The organism is Pleionea mediterranea (assembly GCF_003148745.1).
Lineage (GTDB): Bacteria > Pseudomonadota > Gammaproteobacteria > Enterobacterales > Kangiellaceae > Pleionea > Pleionea mediterranea.
On the sequence record NZ_QGGU01000009.1, the window covers coordinates 178,272 to 196,925 of the forward strand.

At 44.0% G+C, this 18,654-nt stretch carries 18 protein-coding genes; 5 read left to right on the forward strand and 13 right to left on the reverse strand.

Annotated features, from left to right (window positions below):
• Window positions 1-23: 23 nt before the first annotated feature.
• From C8D97_RS13315 to C8D97_RS13335, 5 genes are all read right to left on the reverse strand, one after another.
• Entirely contained in the window at window positions 24-932 is a 909-nt protein-coding gene (locus C8D97_RS13315; RefSeq protein ID WP_109764279.1) for an FHA domain-containing protein, read from the reverse strand.
• Between the two features lie 113 nt (window positions 933-1,045).
• A complete protein-coding gene (locus C8D97_RS13320; RefSeq protein ID WP_109764280.1) occupies window positions 1,046-1,864 on the reverse strand; it encodes a DUF6689 family protein in 819 nt (272 codons plus the stop codon).
• Window positions 1,865-2,346: 482 nt separating this feature from the next.
• Window positions 2,347-3,993, reverse strand: a complete 1,647-nt coding sequence (locus C8D97_RS13325) for a TonB family protein (protein ID WP_109764281.1) — start codon at window positions 3,991-3,993, stop codon at window positions 2,347-2,349.
• A 22-nt stretch (window positions 3,994-4,015) separates the two neighbouring features.
• Entirely contained in the window at window positions 4,016-4,993 is a 978-nt protein-coding gene (gene ubiA / locus C8D97_RS13330; protein WP_245411451.1) for a 4-hydroxybenzoate octaprenyltransferase, read from the reverse strand.
• A complete protein-coding gene (locus C8D97_RS13335; protein WP_109764282.1) occupies window positions 4,983-5,474 on the reverse strand; it encodes a chorismate--pyruvate lyase family protein in 492 nt (163 codons plus the stop codon). Before C8D97_RS13335 ends, ubiA begins: the two co-directional genes overlap by 11 nt.
• Window positions 5,475-5,858: 384 nt before the next feature.
• Here C8D97_RS13335 and C8D97_RS13340 point away from each other — a divergent pair, with 384 nt between their 5' ends.
• A complete protein-coding gene (locus C8D97_RS13340; RefSeq protein WP_109764283.1) occupies window positions 5,859-6,335 on the forward strand; it encodes a flagellar basal body-associated FliL family protein in 477 nt (158 codons plus the stop codon).
• A gap of 76 nt (window positions 6,336-6,411) precedes the next feature.
• Here C8D97_RS13340 and glpE read toward each other — a convergent pair whose 3' ends face one another.
• From glpE to C8D97_RS13365, 5 genes are all read right to left on the reverse strand, one after another.
• Window positions 6,412-6,732, reverse strand: coding sequence for a thiosulfate sulfurtransferase GlpE (gene glpE / locus C8D97_RS13345; protein ID WP_109764284.1), 321 nt, complete (start codon window positions 6,730-6,732; stop codon window positions 6,412-6,414).
• 103 nt (window positions 6,733-6,835) lie between these two features.
• Window positions 6,836-7,696: a rhomboid family intramembrane serine protease GlpG gene (glpG, locus tag C8D97_RS13350; protein ID WP_109764285.1), complete on the reverse strand. Its 861-nt coding sequence runs from the start codon at window positions 7,694-7,696 to the stop codon at window positions 6,836-6,838.
• A 4-nt stretch (window positions 7,697-7,700) separates the two neighbouring features.
• Window positions 7,701-8,195 carry a GNAT family N-acetyltransferase gene (locus tag C8D97_RS13355; RefSeq protein ID WP_210204946.1) on the reverse strand — a complete coding sequence of 165 codons (495 nt, stop codon included), beginning with the start codon at window positions 8,193-8,195 and terminating at the stop codon, window positions 7,701-7,703.
• A 46-nt stretch (window positions 8,196-8,241) separates the two neighbouring features.
• Window positions 8,242-9,270, reverse strand: coding sequence for an L-threonine 3-dehydrogenase (gene tdh / locus C8D97_RS13360; RefSeq protein WP_109764328.1), 1,029 nt, complete (start codon window positions 9,268-9,270; stop codon window positions 8,242-8,244).
• Between the two features lie 102 nt (window positions 9,271-9,372).
• A complete protein-coding gene (locus tag C8D97_RS13365; protein ID WP_109764329.1) occupies window positions 9,373-10,566 on the reverse strand; it encodes a glycine C-acetyltransferase in 1,194 nt (397 codons plus the stop codon).
• A 204-nt stretch (window positions 10,567-10,770) separates the two neighbouring features.
• Here C8D97_RS13365 and C8D97_RS13370 point away from each other — a divergent pair, with 204 nt between their 5' ends.
• The 3 genes from C8D97_RS13370 to C8D97_RS13380 all read left to right on the forward strand — a co-directional run bounded on the left by C8D97_RS13370 (window position 10,771) and on the right by C8D97_RS13380 (window position 12,970).
• A complete protein-coding gene (locus tag C8D97_RS13370) occupies window positions 10,771-12,141 on the forward strand; it encodes a hypothetical protein (protein ID WP_109764286.1) in 1,371 nt (456 codons plus the stop codon).
• A gap of 269 nt (window positions 12,142-12,410) precedes the next feature.
• Window positions 12,411-12,668, forward strand: coding sequence for a type II toxin-antitoxin system Phd/YefM family antitoxin (locus tag C8D97_RS13375; RefSeq protein ID WP_109764287.1), 258 nt, complete (start codon window positions 12,411-12,413; stop codon window positions 12,666-12,668).
• A complete protein-coding gene (locus tag C8D97_RS13380) occupies window positions 12,656-12,970 on the forward strand; it encodes a type II toxin-antitoxin system RelE/ParE family toxin (protein ID WP_109764288.1) in 315 nt (104 codons plus the stop codon). The genes C8D97_RS13375 and C8D97_RS13380 overlap by 13 nt, the downstream gene beginning before the upstream one ends.
• A gap of 28 nt (window positions 12,971-12,998) precedes the next feature.
• On the opposite strand, the gene C8D97_RS13385 is transcribed toward C8D97_RS13380, so the two are convergent.
• Window positions 12,999-13,394, reverse strand: a complete 396-nt coding sequence (locus C8D97_RS13385; protein ID WP_109764289.1) for a YccF domain-containing protein — start codon at window positions 13,392-13,394, stop codon at window positions 12,999-13,001.
• A 341-nt stretch (window positions 13,395-13,735) separates the two neighbouring features.
• Complete coding sequence (locus C8D97_RS13390) at window positions 13,736-14,716, reverse strand: malate dehydrogenase (RefSeq protein WP_109764290.1); 981 nt, start codon at window positions 14,714-14,716, stop codon at window positions 13,736-13,738.
• A 274-nt stretch (window positions 14,717-14,990) separates the two neighbouring features.
• Here C8D97_RS13390 and C8D97_RS13395 point away from each other — a divergent pair, with 274 nt between their 5' ends.
• A complete protein-coding gene (locus tag C8D97_RS13395; RefSeq protein WP_109764291.1) occupies window positions 14,991-16,439 on the forward strand; it encodes an Ig-like domain-containing domain in 1,449 nt (482 codons plus the stop codon).
• 90 nt (window positions 16,440-16,529) lie between these two features.
• Here the strand turns inward: C8D97_RS13395 and recG are convergent, their stop codons facing one another.
• On the reverse strand, window positions 16,530-18,608 hold the full coding sequence (recG, locus tag C8D97_RS13400; RefSeq protein ID WP_109764292.1) for an ATP-dependent DNA helicase RecG: 2,079 nt from the start codon (window positions 18,606-18,608) through the stop codon (window positions 16,530-16,532).
• Between the last annotated feature and the right edge of the window lie 46 nt (window positions 18,609-18,654).

The following is an 18,654-nucleotide window of genomic DNA, read 5'->3' on the forward strand; positions in this document are numbered from 1 at the left end:
GAAACCAGCTATTCGTCAATGCACTAACCTAATTTCGATTGATGAATACGCTCCAACGGGATATCGAGGAGCGTCTGGTGCGGCAGGTTTCGCACCTTATCAATCAATCGTATCAGGTTATCATTAATACTTAAAGAATAGATATTGGCTGCAATTTGATCCGCCAGACTGATTAAAATATCAAAGTCCAAACGTCGTAAAACCTTACCAGCGGTCTGACTATCGGTGTAGATGAGACCTAAAAGTTGCTCGCCCTGAAGCAAAGGAACGCAGGCCAGAGCCGCAATATTTTTAAGTGTTGTCGTATCCCTCGAAGACAACATGGGATGATTTGAGGTATCCATTGCAACCAAGGCTTCACGATCCGTTGATGCTTGTTCGATGGCGCCAACACTGCCACTAAATTCCTGCAGATTTAATTCTTTTGCCGCCAAACCACTGATGGCATGAATGCGCATTGTTTCAAGGCTGTCACCTAATAATAAAAGCCCACGTTCCATATTGGTCAGTTGTACAACAGCGCTAATGTACTCGGCAAAAATATTGTCCTGTTGTTCAGGATCGAGGTTCGAAATAATCCGTTGCGATTGGGCCGTACGCCAGTCATTATTAGCAAATTCTGCGTCCAGACGTTGCTGTGACAAATGCTCAACCATAAAGGGAACATTACCTAATAACCCTGACAACTGATCGGTTAATACACAGCAATCCAGTGATTGATTATCAACCCAGAGTCCGTTTTGACTTTGGCAATCTTGCAGCAGCCAGAAGTCATTTTCCTGATACAGTTCTGCGTGGTATTGGGAGATGGAGGGATCGGTAATAACAATATCGTTATCATTAGCACGACCTAATGTATAACGATGATCAGAATCTAAAACGACATCAATAGCCGCCTGATCTTTTAATAAAAATGTCAGGCGGGCTTTCATAAATAAATGGTGTTCCGCAACGTTAGTAACAAATATAACACCATAATTTAACCATAAATAAGTTTAACCACGAACTACTCTTAACGATAAATAAATCTATCGTAATAATTAAATTACAGAGCCAGTCGTAAACTAAAACTTAATGTTTCAACCTGTGCCATCAGCTCGCCTGCCACGTTGGTAATATCACGGCTGGAACGCCATACATCAGGAATATTCTCACCCCGATTCGACGACACTATGTCATTAAACTCGGTCGCATGTACCAGTGCCTGGCTGTAGTCTTGTTGGCTAACTGCGCTTGCCAACTCATTGTATTTATCTGACAGACTGGTCGCAGTAACAGTATCCATCTGATTGGAATAACTGGTCAGTAATGTTTGCAAACGATTCAGCTTGGCATTGATTACCGTGCCAGAAGTTCGCAAATCGGTGACCACAATAAACTGGGAGAAGTCGCCCATATGGCCTCTTGCACGCCAGCTACCCGCACCTGTAGTTACCGTAATATCACGAAAATCTTGCCCCAGACTCGCTTTGTATAACCGGAGGGGCGTATTAGGCGTGTACTCAAGATTATGGGTATGGATATCAATATGCGTCACACCATTAAACCCTAACCCCATCGAAGCGGGTGGCTCGATGGTAATCATCATGGGAAAAGCCGCTGGTGTAGTGGTCAGAGCACTGGGTAAGCGACTTAGAAGCGCAGGATCGGTAATATCCACCAATTCTGCCGTTATACCTATGCTGTCTTTTGTCAGACCCAGGCTGTTTTCAAAACTCAGCTCCAAGTCCGTTTCAACACCACCGGCTAACTCAATTTTTGCAATAACCTTGTTCTTTTTTATTTTTAAATCAATAGGTTGTGCGTAAGTAACAGCCGTAAAAAATAAACTGGCGACCACCAACACAGCTTTTAGATACATCATAATTATTACCCCCTTTACGCAAGTGATAACAATCGATTAACACTTGCTATATTCTTATCTCTCGAATGTCGATAACGCTCGATGGCCCACGGAATTTAACGCTTTAAGTGTTATTTAAGTGCGCTGCTTATCCATGAGCGGCTCCAGACTAAACCAGATGAATGCTATTTTTCCACCGACAATATCTCATTTACCGACATTTGAGCAATATTTAAACAGTGCCATCTTATGCCCAGTAAGCTCTTCAAGCTATAACATAACCGTCGTAAATACGACCTATAACGGCAATTTGAGCGAGATACAATGGATAGACAGCCATTTAAACCAGTTATCGGTGCGAGTTTGAATCACTTACTGAACATTAAATGGACAATCATTTACAGCGCATTACCATCGCTGATCCCCCGTTTAAAAAGTATCAGGATCAACCCCTAGTGGGTATAGGGGTTTTCACCTAGAATAACAGAGGCACTAGAGGACTATTAACGAGACTTTAACTTGGCCTGATAAGCCAACAGCTGCTGCCGGATGCCTTCGCTATAAAAATCACCGTCTTCGGCTTCTTCGAGCGCTTCTTCTTGGTACTCAACAGCTTCTTCGAATTCACCAATTGCTGCATAAGCTTTCGCTTTAAGCTCATATTCAGTGATATCGTCACCGACTTGATCCCAATTGATAGAATCCACAAGCTCAAGGGCAACCTCTGGTTTGTGCACTTCATTATAGGGAGAAGTTAGTAGCAGTTTCGCCAGCTGCAGTTTGACCTGTTGCTTATCGGTATTATTTGCGGCGTATTCCAAATACTCCTTTGCTTTTAAATGACTTTTTAAGTCATTATTTTGTATAAACATCTCTCCGAGTATTGCTCTGGCCTCTGCCTGTCCACTACTAGCTGCACGAGTTAACCACTCAATTCCTTTTGCTTTATCCGCAACACATCCTTTCCCTTTGATCAAGTTTTTACCAAGAAGGTATTGAGCTGCATTATTTCCTTTAATAGCCGATCTTAAATACCATTCATTTTGACGTCCGGCCTCTTCAAGAATTGGAAATCTTTCAAGCATTAACCCGTACTTTAATTGAGCATTGGGATCATCATTTAGTGCAGCTTGCTTGATGTTGTTAAAAATCGACGCTTTTGGTTTTAAACTAATCTTGCTTTCTTGCACAAAGATAACAGAAGCTCGTAAATCAGATTGTGCTTTGTTAGTTGATACTCTCCATTCATCAATAACAGCCATAACTTCTTTACCATGTCGCTCATCACCATCGATAACAACATTAAGCGGTTTACCGGAACTGTCAATATCGAAATTAACAGTTATTTCGACAGGATAGTTTGTAGATGCAACTTGATTCTTAATTCGCTCGGGGAAATCCGGCAATTCCAATGACTTAAACGAAAGCAAGGGGTTATCAAGCGAGATAACAACTTCTTCTTTTTGACCTTCACCACCACTTAGCAGAAAGGTTAAAGTATAAGATAAATCTTTACTATAAATCGGCTCACCCACTTCATTTTTTACCGGTTCAAAGCGCCAGTTTTTAATCGCCATTAATGAGTTGCGGTCGAATGTATCAGGCGGAAAAGAATCGACCAAAACAATATTCCTAGGTTTACCACTTTCATCGAGATCAAATTTAAACTGAGTAAAACCTTCAATCCCCTTCATTGCTGCTCGCTTAGGGTATCTAGGTTCTTTTATATAAATTGGAGTTGCTTGACTGGACTTTTTACTTGGGCGTATGACCGGATACAACTTAGTCATTAAAGCATTCATACCAAACTGCTGCTTGAGTTTAATATATATTGCATCACCCTCTTTAGTACTTGCCTGCTTGGCAACCAGTTGAAACATTTTCTTTTCGTGTTCTTTTGCCGTAACACTATCGGTTGCAAGCTTCATCCAAGCATACGCTTTATTGATGTCTTTACTAACGTACTGCCCCTGATAATACATTACACCCAAATTGAATTGCGAACGTTGCTCTCCCATAGAGGCCATGTCATAAAATTCGTTATAAGCGGATTCATAATCGCCTTTTTCATAAAATGAAAGGGCACTGTGAAAATCGGCAAAAACAGACATCACTGAAAAAATGAACAAACTTAGAATTACTCTCTGCATATATAGCTCCTTTTTAAATGTATTACCTAACTAAAAAACTCCCAACAATACCGGTAAATATTGCCATACCAACATAATTATTATTCAAAAACGCTTTAAAGCATTGCTCTGGTTTGCGTTTTCTTGTTATCCAGAATTGATACCCCATCAACCCTGCAGCGATAAACCAGCCTAAATAATAAGGCCAGTGAAGTTCGTATCGCAATCCTAACAATAACAGTCCAAACATAAAGAAAAACTGGATCACTGCAATAATGGCCAAATCCGCTTCGCCAAATAAAATGGCGGTGGATTTAACACCAAGTTTGATGTCGTCTTTTCTGTCCACCATACCGTAGAAAGTATCGTAAGCCAAAACCCACATTAACACGGATACATACAGTAACCAGGCTTCAGCGGGTATTGAATTATTGCTGGCGGCATACGCCATAGGGATCGACCAGGCAAACGCTGCGCCTAATACCACTTGAGGAAAGTAAGTGTAACGCTTCATAAAAGGATAAACCGATGCAATGGCTAATGCGCCAACCGATAACATAACGGTAAAACTGTTCAGTAACAGCACCAGAAAAAAAGCCATGACCACCAACGAAGCAAATAATAATAATGCTTCTTTTTCGGATACTTTCTTCTGCGCCAATGGGCGCTGCTTTGTGCGCGAAACATGGCCATCAATATTGCGATCCGCGTAATCGTTGATCACACATCCCGCCGAACGCATTAAAAAAGTACCGAGAAGAAAAATAGTGATAAGTGATAACGATGGTGCACCATTATTCGCCAACCATAATGCCCATAAAGTCGGCCACATTAATAGAAAGGTGCCGATAGGTCGATCCGCCCGCATTAATTGCCAGTAATAGCCAATCTTAACCGTTACCTTATCGGGCAACCATTGATGGTACAGGCTAGTCACCGGCATAAACAGCCAGGGCATTTTACGATGCATAAACCGTGCGACTATTAAAAACCAGTCTTTATTGGTTGGCTTATTTTTCATGGTCATATACAGGATGCTCGGGCAAAAACAGTTCCCTAAGTAATAAGGGTTGGTGATTGACATAAAATAGCGAACGACGACACCAGAGAGGATCAGAAAAGCGTTGCTGCTGTAGCCCTGTGGACCAATGTGCCTGTTGCACCCGCTCAAATGCAATATCACAACGCTTGGCGTTAAGACGATGAAACAACAGCGGTCCGAGTGGTTTATTTTTAAGCAGTTTTAACCGGTTCACTTCACCCTGAAAAGAATAAGGTGGCACAACAGTTCGGGCGACCACCCAGGGCTCGCCACCGAGGTAAAGCTTTACTGCGCGCACCCAGGCCCACTCTCTTGGCAGCAGTTTTAATAACTGTCTTTCTTCCTTGTAAACTGGCGCCATGCCTTGTGACAAGAGTTCTACTGTCATGGCGTGGCCACTTTGTTGCTCCATCTTCTCGGTTAGGGAACCGGTAAAGCTCAGCCAGTTAATATGCTCCATGTTTGCTCAAACCCATCGGTTGCGTGTTTTATTGTTATTTATCATGTTCTGTTGTGGTTTACTGTCTTGTTAGAGTCATCTTCTGTTAGCGCTTTTTATTGAGTCGTACTTTCTATTGAATAACGTTTTCTTTGGAGTACTACTTTCTTTTGAGTATTACTCTCTTGTTGAATACTCTGCGCGACTGAATACTATTCACAACTTAATGTCACGGATTGTATCCCGAAACCCCACCAAGCCAAAGGCTGGCTTGTCATTTAATTGGCCCGGTTGCGGTTTACTGCCCGACAATCGCTTAATTTCATACACAGCAAGTATTGAGAATCACTCGAAGCGGACTATACTGAATGAATAGACTAACCTTATCAACGATGAACAAATACTATGAACTCTGGCCTGCTCAATCGAAACGCTTTATGGCGAAACCCGGCTAATAAAACAACCAACCTGCATACGGTCATGGTTACTGCACTGATGATTGCGTTATTTTGTGCCGTACCGGTTATGGCGGCCGAAGATCCTGATGCACCAAAACCTGAAGTACTTTATTATGATCTGGATCCCAATATCATCACAAATTATCAAAAGCCGCCGTCACGTCGTTTAGGGTTTGTAACGGTGGATATTCAAATTCAGGTATCTTCCGAATCCAGCCTCGATTTATTAGAGCGGCACAAACCTTTGGTGGAAGATACGTTAATTGATGTTATCAACGCGCAAACCGAAGACGACATCAAAAATATTGAACACCGGAATAAAATTCGTGGGGTGATCAAGTCACGACTGGCGAGTGTGTTAAAGGAAGAAACCGGTCAGGAACTGGTTGATGAAATCTGGTTTACCAAATTTATTTACCAATAATCCGACAGATTAAGTCAGCTTGTAACTATAGATTGAACCTCATAGATTAAAACCCATTGATTCAAACCACTTGAATCTATGCCACAGGGTATTGCAATTTCCAGGCTTCAAAGCCGCCATCCATACTGTAGACGTCATTAAAACCTTCGCCAGCAAAAAATTGCGCCGCTTGCTGGCTGGAATTTCCGTGATAACACACCACCACTAATGGCCGTTCTTTGTCGGCATTGGCAATAAACTCGGCCAGATTATCATTGGTAATATGAACCGAGTCAGGGATATGTCCATTTTCATAGGATTGTGGATCGCGAATATCCGCCATGACCGCATTACTATCATCTTGCAGTTGCTTACTTTCAGTGATGGAAATGCGTTTAAATGATGTTGCCTGATTCATAAGTTTGAACTCTCTTTTTTCTCAGCATGGAGCCACCTGACTGATTCCTGTTACGCTGAGTGCGATATAAAATTTAAATGTGTCGCAGCGCTGTGATAAATCATTAACGGAACTTGAATACTTTAACATCAAGCCATGCCAGCGCCAGGCCCGTCAAAAAACCTACCAGATGCGCAGCATTGGCTATCGAGCCCAAAGCACCAACAAATCCCAATGCCATCCATATCATCATAAAAATGACGATATTTTTATTCAGTTTAAAACCAAGACGAGGATCAATCTCGCCCCTCAACCAGCAGTAGCCAAGTAAACCAAAAACAACACCTGACAGGCCGCCAAATATGCTGTTACTGCTGGAAACCAGATACTGCGAAATATTCGAAATTAATCCGATCACCACCGTGTGGTAAATCAGTAATGATGCGTTGAATCGTTTTTCCAGCCGACCACCCAGATCCCAGAACCACATCAAATTAAACAGTAAATGTAAAAACGGAATGCCAAGCACCGGAAAGTGTAAAAAAATAGGGCTGATCAAACGATGCAACTGACCATTTAAAATCGCCTCACTGTGGAAGGTAAACCAGAACACCAGTGAATTGGTGCCAAAACCAGTTACTAATGTCACCGTTATCGCGAGCAGTGCGATGACTTTTGTTGCAATGCCGGTACGAGCAAGAAAACTTTTTATCGCTGTTCCGCCGCCCGACCATGATTGTGCTGTTTGATGGTTAGTGCTGGTACTGCCAGCATTCCATGACGCGGCTTGATACTTGGGATGATTTGGATTTCGCAAAAATTCGTTCAACTCTTGCTGCGCAACCGTTTGATGCGACTCCGACCGAACATAAATAATGACAAATTCATCTTGCTGCTCAAGCTGTGCAGTAATGCCTCTGGAATTAAGATAGTCGCAGAATGCCTGCGCAGCGCGATAAGAATTAATCCGTCCAACCGGAAACATACCACTAAGCCTTTTGAGGCGCCTGGGTTGAAGCTGCTGGTCGAATCATATGAATATGATCGATGCCGTCTTCATCGTACACATCGGAACTTTGAACAAAGCCGAAGTCTTCATAAAATCGCTTTAAATAAAGCTGTGCACCAATTTGAATTTCCCGCTTGGGGTAATGCTGTTCGATATAATCGATACCCTGCTGCACCAGTTCACGACCGGCACCAAAACGGCGATATTCGCCATGGGTACAAATACGGCCAATGGAACAACGGTTCTGATAATCGGCGTACTCGGGAAACAGCCTTAAGGTGGCAATCAGGGTATTGTTTTGCCAGCCCAATAAATGAATCGCTTGATCATCCAGACCGTCGATGTCGTGAAACGGGCAGTCCTGCTCGACAATAAATACCGCCTGACGCAATTGGAGCATGGCAACAGCTTCCGCAACGCTTAATTCATCCAGCGTCGACCATTGCCAGTTAATCGATAAACTTTTGGCTGTCACAAACTTTTCCTGAATCGCTGTTACTTGAAATCATGCTTTGCTGGAGTTATTCGCCCCAGTCCAGAACCACTTTGCCCGATTGACCCGATCCCATGGCATCAAAGCCTTTCTGGAAATCATCAACAGAATAACGGTGGGTGATCACTGGTGAAATATCCAGCCCGGATTGCAACATACTGACCATCTTGTACCAGGTTTCGTACATTTCGCGACCGTAAATACCTTTGATCACCAGACCTTTAAATATCACCTGATTCCAGTCGATGCCCATTTCACCGGGTGGTATGCCCAGCATGGCAATTTTGCCACCGTGGTTCATAGTATCAAGCATTTGTTGAAACGCTGATGGAACACCGGACATTTCCAGCCCAACGTCGAATCCTTCTTCCATACCAAGCTCTTTCATAACACCGGTGAGTTTTTCGTTGGCCACATTGACCGCTTTAGAAGCGCCCATTTTCAATGCTAAATCGAGTCGATACTGGTTCACATCGGTAATCACAACATGACGTGCCCCCACATGACGACAAACCGCCGCTGCCATAATGCCAATGGGACCTGCTCCGGTTATCAGCACATCTTCGCCCACCAGATCAAACGACAACGCGGTATGCACGGCATTACCAAAAGGATCGAATATGGACGCCAGATCATCGCTAATATCATCCGGGATCTTAAATGCGTTATCCGCAGGGATCACCAGATACTCGGCAAACGCACCAGCGCGATTAACGCCCACGCCATAGGTATTACGGCACAAATGACGGCGTCCGGCTCGACAATTACGGCAGTGTCCACAGGTAATATGCCCTTCGCCGGACACCCTGTCGCCCACTTTAAGGCCTTTAACTTCCTGCCCAACCTGTTCTACCTGACCAATAAACTCATGCCCGACTACCATGGGTACCGGTATGGTTTTCTGTGACCAGTCATCCCAGTTATAGATGTGCATATCGGTGCCACAAATTGCTGTTTTACGGATTTTAATCAACACATCGTTGTGACCAACTTCGGGTTTTGGTTGCTGCTGCATCCAGATACCCACTTCTGATTTGGCTTTGGTCAGTGTCTTCATCATACCCATGGTGTTCAGTCTCCAATGACCAACCGGTGCTACCGGATGGCCAGTGTTTGTTGAATGATCAGTTAATCAGTAGTCTTTATTACGTTATCTTTCTTAAATTATGCCGAGCTCTTTACCGACAGATTCAAACGCCGCAACGGCTTTGTCGATATGACTTTTGTCATGCGCGGCTGACATTTGTGTACGGATACGTGCTTTGCCTTTGGGCACCACCGGAAACGAAAAACCTACCACATAAATGCCTTTCTGCAGCATTTTATCGGCAAAGGTTTTCGCCAAAGAAGCATCCCCTACCATTACCGGAATAATCGGGTGCTCACCGGGCAATAAATCAAAACCAAGCGCGGTCATTTTTTCTCTGAAATATTCGGCATTGCTGCGCAACTTGGCGCGTAAATCATTGCCGCTTTCCAGCATATCGAGCACTTTGATTGACGCCTGAGCAATTACCGGCGCCAATGTGTTAGAAAATAAGTAAGGACGTGAGCGTTGACGTAACCACTCAACAATTTCTTTTTTCGCCGACGTGTAACCGCCCGACGCACCGCCCAGTGCTTTACCTAGTGTACCGGTAATAATGTCGACCCGATCCATCACATCACAATACTCGTGAGTACCGCGTCCTTTATCGCCAATAAAGCCAACCGCGTGAGAGTCATCCACCATCACCATGGCGCCGTATTTGTCCGCCAGATCGCACACAGCTTTTAAATTGGCTATATAGCCATCCATCGAAAACACGCCATCGGTAGCGATTAACTTATGGCGTGCGCCATCGGCATCAGCCTGCTTTAACTGGGCTTCCAGATCCGTCATGTCGTTGTTGTTATAACGATAACGCTTTGCTTTACACAAGCGTACGCCATCAATAATTGAGGCGTGATTCAGTGCATCGGAAATAATGGCATCTTCGGCGCTTAACAAGGTTTCAAACAGACCCGCATTGGCATCAAAACAGGAGGAATACAAAATGGTATCTTCCATACCAAGAAACTGACTGATGCGCTGCTCCAGCTCTTTATGCACCGCTTGTGTACCACAAATAAAGCGAACCGAAGCCATACCGTAGCCCCATTTATCGATGGCTTGTTTGCCTGCTTCCAATAACTCCGGATGATTCGCCAGTCCCAGATAGTTATTTGCACAAAAATTAATAACGTCTTCGCCGCTGGTTACATGGATATCAGCCTGCTGCTGTGAATCAATCACCCGCTCATCTTTGTACAGACCATCACTGTGAAGCTGCTCTATTTGTTGCTGCAATTGGTTAAAAAAGTCTTGTTTCATGCTGTAATTACCATCAGGAAATGAATTTTGGGCGATTGTACCATAAGCGCCGGATTTGACATCGATCATTCAACCGCCTAACCATGAATGTCCGGCCGTGATATCTTCAGATCTTAAAAAAATCAGAAAGTTAGCCAAACTAGCGTTGGCGGATTCTAATTATTGGCTATAATTAACTGAGAATATTACATTTTTTGACTGCCTATGGATGAACAAAACCTCCCGCTACTGCTGGGACTCGAACTGTCGATATTGCTATGTCTGGTACTGGCCGGAGGTTTATGGTTTACCTTCCGCGAGCTTCGTCGTGCTCGCAAACACAATATGAAGGTGCGACGAGAACACACCCGATTAAAACGCAAACTGGCCAGCGCAAAGCCCGCCGATGAAAATGATGATCCCAGCAAAGCCATACCGCCGCTGCAATTCCTACAGCAATCAATTGATGAAAATAAAGCCTTCTACGAAGAGGAGTTTCCCGAACAACCCATCGATAAACTCGACGAACAAGTAGGATCGGAGCAACTGTCACTGGCTATCCGCCATCTGATATTTTCCAAAGAGCGTGATTTACGCGCCGATGGTGATAAAGAGTTTTCAATACCACTGTTTGTAAAGAACACCAAAGAAGTGATCGCAAAACTGTCATCAAGCCCTAGCACTGCAACACAACCAACCAATGAAGACGAACCAACGGAGGGTTCATCCGAAGGCAGCGAGAGTGATCATTATAAAAATCTGTACGATGAATTATTAGTAACACTGCAACGCAGTAAAGAGACCATTAAATCATTAGCGTTGCGACTTTCCGACATTATTGATGAAGGGATGGATGAAGATCAGCTCAACAGCCTGCTGGAAGAACTCAACAACAGCATGGACGCCTTTGGTGAACTGTCCGGTATTTCCAGCACCGCTGGCGGCGAGCAACTTGAAGACGAAGTGAAAGAAATTCGACGTGCCTATGAAATGGGTATGAACCTGATGGAACATTTCGAAAATGCTATCAAACAAACATCCGAAATAGATGACGCCGTCGATGAACATTCCGAAGTGGTCTCCACCAATAGAAATAATTACGAAGATAACGAAACCATTGATCGCGATGCTATTTTAACTAACAACAAACGCTACACGCGTATGCTCGACGACGCTAAAAAAATATGTTCTCTACTATCAAAAGAACTGGACTCTGGCAAAGACATTATCGGTAACTTCCTTGCCATGACGCGCAAGTTTCAGGATCAATCCACTCGAATAGTTATACTGCAATCACGCGAAAAACAATTAAACTCAGACTTAAAACAAATGAAACAGGCGCAACAAGATTCCATCGAACATTTAAAAGCACGGGATCGTCAGCTACAGGCACTGCACGCTAAGTTTGTTGAAGAGTCGAACGATGAGCAAGTCGAAAAAATCTGTACCTACGCCAACGAAATCAATCGCATTGAAAATGAAATAAAAGCACTGGATCCTGCCGATACTACCAGCGCCACCAAGAAAAAACGCACCGAACTGATTCAACAGCGACTTGCCATAGAGTCACAGATTAATGAGCTGGTGGGTGAGTAGCTAAATCAGCCTTCCTTCGCCTCCGCCCCTTAAGGCCACAACCCCCTAAACAAAAAACTCTGAATGACAGAAAAGTCAGCGTTCAATACCAGCTCAAGCTCAAATAAGCATACTGCCACAATCTGACCAAGGCTTTGTAAGGACTCAACAAAGCCTTCCACGTTGGAAAAAACTTAATAGTCTCAAAATTCAGCAACTTAGCTTTAGGCTAAGAAATCTCCGGCTAAAAAATCATTGCATCGAAGAAAGTGATAGAATAGTATCACTTTATGAAAACAGAACTCGTCACCACGCTCAAGAGACAAGCTACAAAAATTTTAGCGGATCTCCATGAGACAAAAGAACCGATCCTCATTACAGAGCACGGACAACCATCTGCGTATCTTGTTGATGTAGAAGACTATGAGTTAATGCAAAACAGAATGCGAATTTTAGAAGGCATTGCACGCGGTGAAAGAGCTATTTTTGAAGGACGAGTATATTCTGAAACGGAAGCAGAAGAGAAAATGAGCAAATGGCTCAAATAAAATGGACCGAACCTGCACTTGAAGATTTAAATGATATAGCAGAATACATAGCACTTGATAAACCAGTTGCAGCCAAAAAGCTTGTCCAGAAGATATTTAAATCAGTAAAGCGCTTAAAAGATTTTCCAAAATCAGGAAAAGTCCCAGACGACTTACGTGATTCACGATATCGTGAAATTGTTGTTGGTCCTTGTCGAGTGTTTTATAGAGTTGAGCCTAATACAGTATTTATTCTGTATGTTATGCGTAGCGAACGAGCGTTAAGAAATTTTATTCTGGAAGATCGAGCAAATGACTCATAGTCAATTGCTCAAACGATCAATAAAACTTCTAACCATGCATCGCACGCGGCTCGTAAATTTCTCGGCCAAATGGCGTAAAACCTAGTCGCATCATTTTAAAGTGTTGCAATCCGAAAGGTATGCCAATGATGGTGAAGCACAATGCAATTCCCCAAACCAAATGACAGAGCACTACCCAGAAGCCACCAAAGATTAACCAGATTATATTCGCCAGCAAGTTTAAGGTTTCGTGAGTATCGTAATAAGGTTTTGCCCGTGTTTCACTGCCAAACGGAAACAAAGAAAACAACGCCATTTTAAAACACTGAAATCCCCAGGGAATCCCCACTATAGTCAAACACAGGGCAATGCCACCGGCAATATAACCTAGGCAAACAAAAAAACCGCCTAAAATAATCCACAACACATTAAATAATAAACTCATTAAACCCTGCCCTTTTGTTGTTTTATAACAATCTACTTACAACTCAATTCACTACTAAAAACCTTTGCTAAAATGACCTTTATAGAAAGAGCTTTGTAAAAAGACCTTTTAAAAAAATCATTTGCAAAAAAGCGGCCAACATATTATTTCGAATAATATCAATCAGTTAGTATATTTAAAAAAGCGCTGGTTAGTCATTTTGACGAAACGTTAATGAATTGAGCCGGTGTTTTCTAATATGGTTTTTAAAGCAGGTTTCTAAAACGGCAGACATAAAAAAAGGAGCTTTCGCTCCTTTTTTATCAACCATTAATCTTTATAAACCATTAATCATCTGGTGATTATGGCAATAAATGACTCACGGCATCACGCTCTTCAGCCAGTTCTTTTTCCGTGGCTTTAAGCTTGTCTTTACTGAAGTCATTCAGCTCCAGACCTTGTACGATTTCCCAGTCGCCATTTTTACACACGCAAGGGAAAGAGAAGATCAATCCTTTCTCAACACCGTAAGAACCATCGGAATAAACCGCCATGCTTACCCAGTCATTGTCGTTTGAGCCAAGTGCCCAGTCACGCATGTGACCGATGGCGGCATTGGCCGCTGACGCTGCAGAAGAAGCACCACGTGCTTTTATAATGGCGGCGCCACGTTGCTGAACGGTCGGAATAAAGTCATTTTCAAACCAGTCTTGTTCAACGTTGTCGATGGCTGTAGCACCCGATACTTTTGCGTTATACAGATCAGGGTATTGAGTAGATGAGTGATTGCCCCAAATTGTCATGTGAGTCACTTCGGTGATGGCTTTATCCAGCTTTTGAGCCACCTGTGACATGGCACGATTATGATCCAGTCGTGTCATCGCAGTAAAGTTACGTGGTTTTAAGTCAGGCGCGTTGCGCTGAGCAATCAGCGAGTTGGTATTCGCAGGATTACCAACAACCAGAACTTTAACGTCTTTGCTGGCGTTATCGTTTAACGCTTTGCCCTGAACAGAGAAGATAGCAGCATTGGCTTCCAGCAGATCTTTACGCTCCATGCCGGGGCCACGAGGACGAGCACCAACTAATAATGCGTAATCGGTATCTTTGAAGGCTACATTAGGATCGTCGGTACAAATAACGTCTTGCAGCAATGGGAAAGCACAGTCGTCCAGCTCCATTTTAACGCCTTGTAAGGCATCCATTGCTGGCGTGATATCCAACAATTGCAAAATAACGGGCTGATCGTCGCCTAGCATGGCGCCAGACGCGATGCGAAATAATAATGCATAACCGATTTGACCAGCGGCACCAGTCACAGCAACGCGAACAGGTTGTTTCATCCTGATATCCTCTTAAAGTTGTCTTTGATGTACGGGCACTCGCCCGGCGGGATAACCCGCAGATCGTGAATTGAAATTTAACCTCTATCGGGCGCGGATTCTAGCATAATTGTAGCGGGTAATCTTCACCCTGCCACCGTGTGCTGTAAAAGCCTGAAATTATCCGAGCTTTTATGCCGCTCTTTGAGCAACATTCCCGCAAATTAGCGGTTGATAGACAAAGGATTGCGGTTTATATTCCCTGCGCATTTTAATCTCACAGGATATTCCCCCCATGACTTATGGAAAAACAACACTTGCTAGCTTGTTAATGACTACTTTAATCGCCTGTGGCGGTGGCGGTTCCGTGCAAGAGCCGGATCCGATAGACGTCGTGATCCCGGAAATTGTTTCGATAACACCTGCTGATGGCGCCAGTCCAGTCAGTGTGTTGACCAACATAGAGATAACCTTGTCTGAGCCGGTTACAGAAGCTTCAGTTACGGAAACGGAAATGACATTAGCAATTGATAAAAGTCGATTACGTTGGGCTTCAGCAATCGCCTTTGAACGTGTTTTAAGTAACGATGGGAAAACAATTACTTTAACGCCTTACAACCCTCTCTTAAAGAATTACGACTACCGACTAACCATCAAAGAAGGGTTAAAGCATTCTACCGGCGGTACCGTAGCCGAAAAAAGCACAACATTTACAACCTATGAAAACCGACGTACCCGAGCCACTGCGTATAAAGACGCTGACTTAACCATTATCGATGGTTACACCGACTATTTAGTCGATGGCGGCTCACTTGTGTATATTGACTCAGGCAACGATGGTCAGTGGTTTACAGCAGACGATGTTGTTAGCTATGAAACACGTATTGAGTTAAACAATAACGACCAAAAGCAATACAGCAAGCGTTATCGTTGGGACAGTACAAGCACGCCTACTTTACAAAGGTACGAAGAATTTCAATACAATGCAAACAATCAGGTAAGCGTTCAGATCACATACGATCAATGGTCCAATAACGCAGCTGGTGCCGACAATATTTTTGGTACCGAAGATGACACCCCAGCCTACTACGCTACCTTTTCCTACGAAAATGGGCGACAAACCATGCAAACCAATTACACCACCTCGGGTAATGATGGCGTCTGGATGTCGGGCGATGACAAAATTGGCTCAATCAAATTCATAAAGTACGACGAATTCGGCAATCATACCCATAGTTACACCTTTAATTCACCCGGCGACGACGGTGTTTGGGATACTAACGATGATAGTCTAGAAGATGGTACATATTATATTTATGATGAGAACTTCCAACTGACACACACTGTTGATATAGCAGGTAACGGAAACGACGGTGAATACTACACCGCCGATGATACTGTCATTTTTTATAACTCAAGAGAAATTACAGACTTCATTGTTACAGCGGGTTATTGGTACGACTCAGCCGGTTCAGATGCCATCTGGTTTACCAGTGATGATGTAATTACAGGAATTAAAAGTTACGATTTCAGTGATAATAGATTACTTCTTTTGTACCGACGAGAGAGCTCTGGTAGCGACGGCCAATTTCAGACCGAAGACGACACAGTTCTAAAAGTTAACTCTCAATTCGATGCATTGGGAAATATAACTAGCGATTTGCTTACTCATGAGCGCCCGTATGACAGCAGCGGTAACTACCCGCCTTATTATTCGGTAACCGATTACGACACTACGCAATAGTGAGAGAATAGGAAAGCACAAAAAAGGACAACTCAGGTTGTCCTTTTTTAATTCCTAAATAACAATTTATCGATTAACGTTTTTAACGACTCACACCTGACCAAACTCTTCTCGTCGACCAAGCCAACGATTAATTAACTCATCACTGACTTCCGGTTGCTCCTGAAACAATTGCTTTGCCACCTGAGTGACTTTTGGTAACAACATTCGATCACGCATAACATCGGCAATTTTAAACTGCACCAAACCGGTTTGGCGGGTGCCCAGCACTTCACCCGGACCGCGCAGCTCCAAATCTTTTTCAGCAATTTTGAAACCATCATTAGTGGCGCGCATGGTTTCAAGCCTTGCTTTGCCATTGTTTGATAGCGGCGCGTGGTACAACAAAACACAGTGACTCTCGAGACTGCCACGACCCACACGACCGCGTAGCTGATGCAACTGCGCCAAGCCCAATCGTTCAGGATTTTCGATCACCATTAAGCTGGCGTTCGGCACATCGACACCCACTTCAATCACTGTTGTCGCCACCAGTAAATCAATATCACCGGCTTTAAATGCTTCCATCACCGCCTGTTTATCGAATGGCTTCATTCGGCCATGAACCATTTCCACATTAAGTTGTGGCAATCCTTCGGCCAACTGTCTGGCGGTTTCTTCGGCAGCCTGACATTGTAATTCTTCTGATTCTTCAATTAATGTACACACCCAGTAAGCCTGCACTTTCTGATTTTGACAGGCATCCGCCACTCGCTGTACCACCTGCTCACGGCGCGTATCGGGCAAAACCACCGTGGTGACTGGTTTTCGCCCCGGTGGTAACTCATCAATAATGGACGTGTCCAGATCCGCATAAGCGGTCATGGCTAGCGTTCTTGGAATAGGTGTGGCGGTCATTATTAATTGATGCGGCACACAACCCGTGTGTTTCGCTTTGTCTTTTAACGCCATGCGTTGGTGCACACCAAAGCGATGTTGCTCATCAATGATTGCCAGTGCCAGCGAATTAAAATTAACCCCTTCCTGAAACAATGCGTGAGTACCGATCACCATTTGCGCATCGCCGTTTTCAATTTGCTCAAGTGATTGACGGCGTTCAGCAGCTTTTAATTTACTGACCAGAAAGCCGCAACTTATACCGAGCGATTCAAACCAGCCAGAAAAATTATTCCAGTGCTGTTCGGCCAAAATTTCCGTGGGCGCCATAAGCGCCACCTGATGCCCTTGCTCGATGGCTTGTAACGCTGCCATGGCGGCCACCAGTGTTTTACCGGAGCCCACATCACCCTGCACAAGACGCAGCATTGGATGAGGTTGTTGCAGATCGTTATCGATTTCTTTTATGACCCGTTGCTGGGCAGCGGTTAACTGAAACGGTAATTGCCCGGTTAATGCTTTCACCATCGACTGGCTGGGTGGAATTGGGGTTGCCGGTTCGCGCACCATTTTACTGCGCAGTTTAAGCATACTCAGGTTATGCGCCAGCAACTCTTCTAATGCCAAGCGTTGTTTTGCCGGATGCTCCCCTGACATAACCTGGGATAAATCTATCCCAGGTGGCGGGCGATGAACAAACATTAACGCAGCGGCCAGATCGCCCAGTTGATAGTGTTGCCGAATGCTTTCGGGTAATAACTCTGGCAACTGACCCGCTTTTAACTTTAATAAAACTTGATCGGTCAGTTTACGAATGGTGTGCTGTTTAAGCCCTTCGGTTACCGGATAAACCGGCGTTAAGCGATCATCCAGTGGTGGCCTTGAGGTGTTTGACACATACTTCACTTCCGGGTGAATCATGGTGTAATGACCGCGGCCACTGCTGACTTCGCCAAAACACAGCAGCGTTTGGCCCCGGCTCAACTTATCTTTTTGCGCTTTAGAAAAATAAAAAAAGCGTAAATCCATAAGACCGCTGCCGTCACTGACACGACAAATAAGAGAGCGCCTGCGACGAAAACTGATTTCACTGTGCTCGACGGTCACCAATACCTGAGCCGCTTCGCCCGGTACCAGTTGGCCTATGCGCTGTAACTGGGTGCGATCTTCGTAACGATGTGGCAGGTGAAACAAAACATCCTGCCAGTTTTCGATGCCCAGCCTTGCCAGCTTTTCACGCATTGCCGGACCAACGCCTTTTAATTCTCCAATGTCGTAATCTTTAAAATTCATCAGCGTTCAACTAGAAGCTATCTCAAATAAACCTTGTGTTAAAAAA

What these genes read in the sequence shown, in the direction of transcription:
- glpE (WP_109764284.1), bottom strand. Translation starts at nt 6,732, where the DNA reads ATGAATCAGGCAACATCATTTAAACGCATTTCCATCACTGAAAGTAAG.
- ubiA (WP_245411451.1), bottom strand. Translation starts at nt 4,993, where the DNA reads ATGAAAAATAAGCCAACCAATAAAGACTGGTTTTTAATAGTCGCACGG.
- C8D97_RS13320 (WP_109764280.1), bottom strand. Translation starts at nt 1,864, where the DNA reads ATGATGTATCTAAAAGCTGTGTTGGTGGTCGCCAGTTTATTTTTTACG.
- C8D97_RS13340 (WP_109764283.1), top strand. Translation starts at nt 5,859, where the DNA reads ATGAACTCTGGCCTGCTCAATCGAAACGCTTTATGGCGAAACCCGGCT.
- C8D97_RS13315 (WP_109764279.1), bottom strand. Translation starts at nt 932, where the DNA reads ATGAAAGCCCGCCTGACATTTTTATTAAAAGATCAGGCGGCTATTGAT.
- C8D97_RS13385 (WP_109764289.1), bottom strand. Translation starts at nt 13,394, where the DNA reads ATGAGTTTATTATTTAATGTGTTGTGGATTATTTTAGGCGGTTTTTTT.
- C8D97_RS13325 (WP_109764281.1), bottom strand. Translation starts at nt 3,993, where the DNA reads ATGCAGAGAGTAATTCTAAGTTTGTTCATTTTTTCAGTGATGTCTGTT.
- C8D97_RS13365 (WP_109764329.1), bottom strand. Translation starts at nt 10,566, where the DNA reads ATGAAACAAGACTTTTTTAACCAATTGCAGCAACAAATAGAGCAGCTT.
- tdh (WP_109764328.1), bottom strand. Translation starts at nt 9,270, where the DNA reads ATGAAGACACTGACCAAAGCCAAATCAGAAGTGGGTATCTGGATGCAG.
- C8D97_RS13380 (WP_109764288.1), top strand. Translation starts at nt 12,656, where the DNA reads ATGGCTCAAATAAAATGGACCGAACCTGCACTTGAAGATTTAAATGAT.
- C8D97_RS13370 (WP_109764286.1), top strand. Translation starts at nt 10,771, where the DNA reads ATGGATGAACAAAACCTCCCGCTACTGCTGGGACTCGAACTGTCGATA.
- C8D97_RS13375 (WP_109764287.1), top strand. Translation starts at nt 12,411, where the DNA reads ATGAAAACAGAACTCGTCACCACGCTCAAGAGACAAGCTACAAAAATT.
- C8D97_RS13390 (WP_109764290.1), bottom strand. Translation starts at nt 14,716, where the DNA reads ATGAAACAACCTGTTCGCGTTGCTGTGACTGGTGCCGCTGGTCAAATC.
- C8D97_RS13395 (WP_109764291.1), top strand. Translation starts at nt 14,991, where the DNA reads ATGACTTATGGAAAAACAACACTTGCTAGCTTGTTAATGACTACTTTA.
- glpG (WP_109764285.1), bottom strand. Translation starts at nt 7,696, where the DNA reads ATGTTTCCGGTTGGACGGATTAATTCTTATCGCGCTGCGCAGGCATTC.
- C8D97_RS13335 (WP_109764282.1), bottom strand. Translation starts at nt 5,474, where the DNA reads ATGGAGCATATTAACTGGCTGAGCTTTACCGGTTCCCTAACCGAGAAG.
- recG (WP_109764292.1), bottom strand. Translation starts at nt 18,608, where the DNA reads ATGAATTTTAAAGATTACGACATTGGAGAATTAAAAGGCGTTGGTCCG.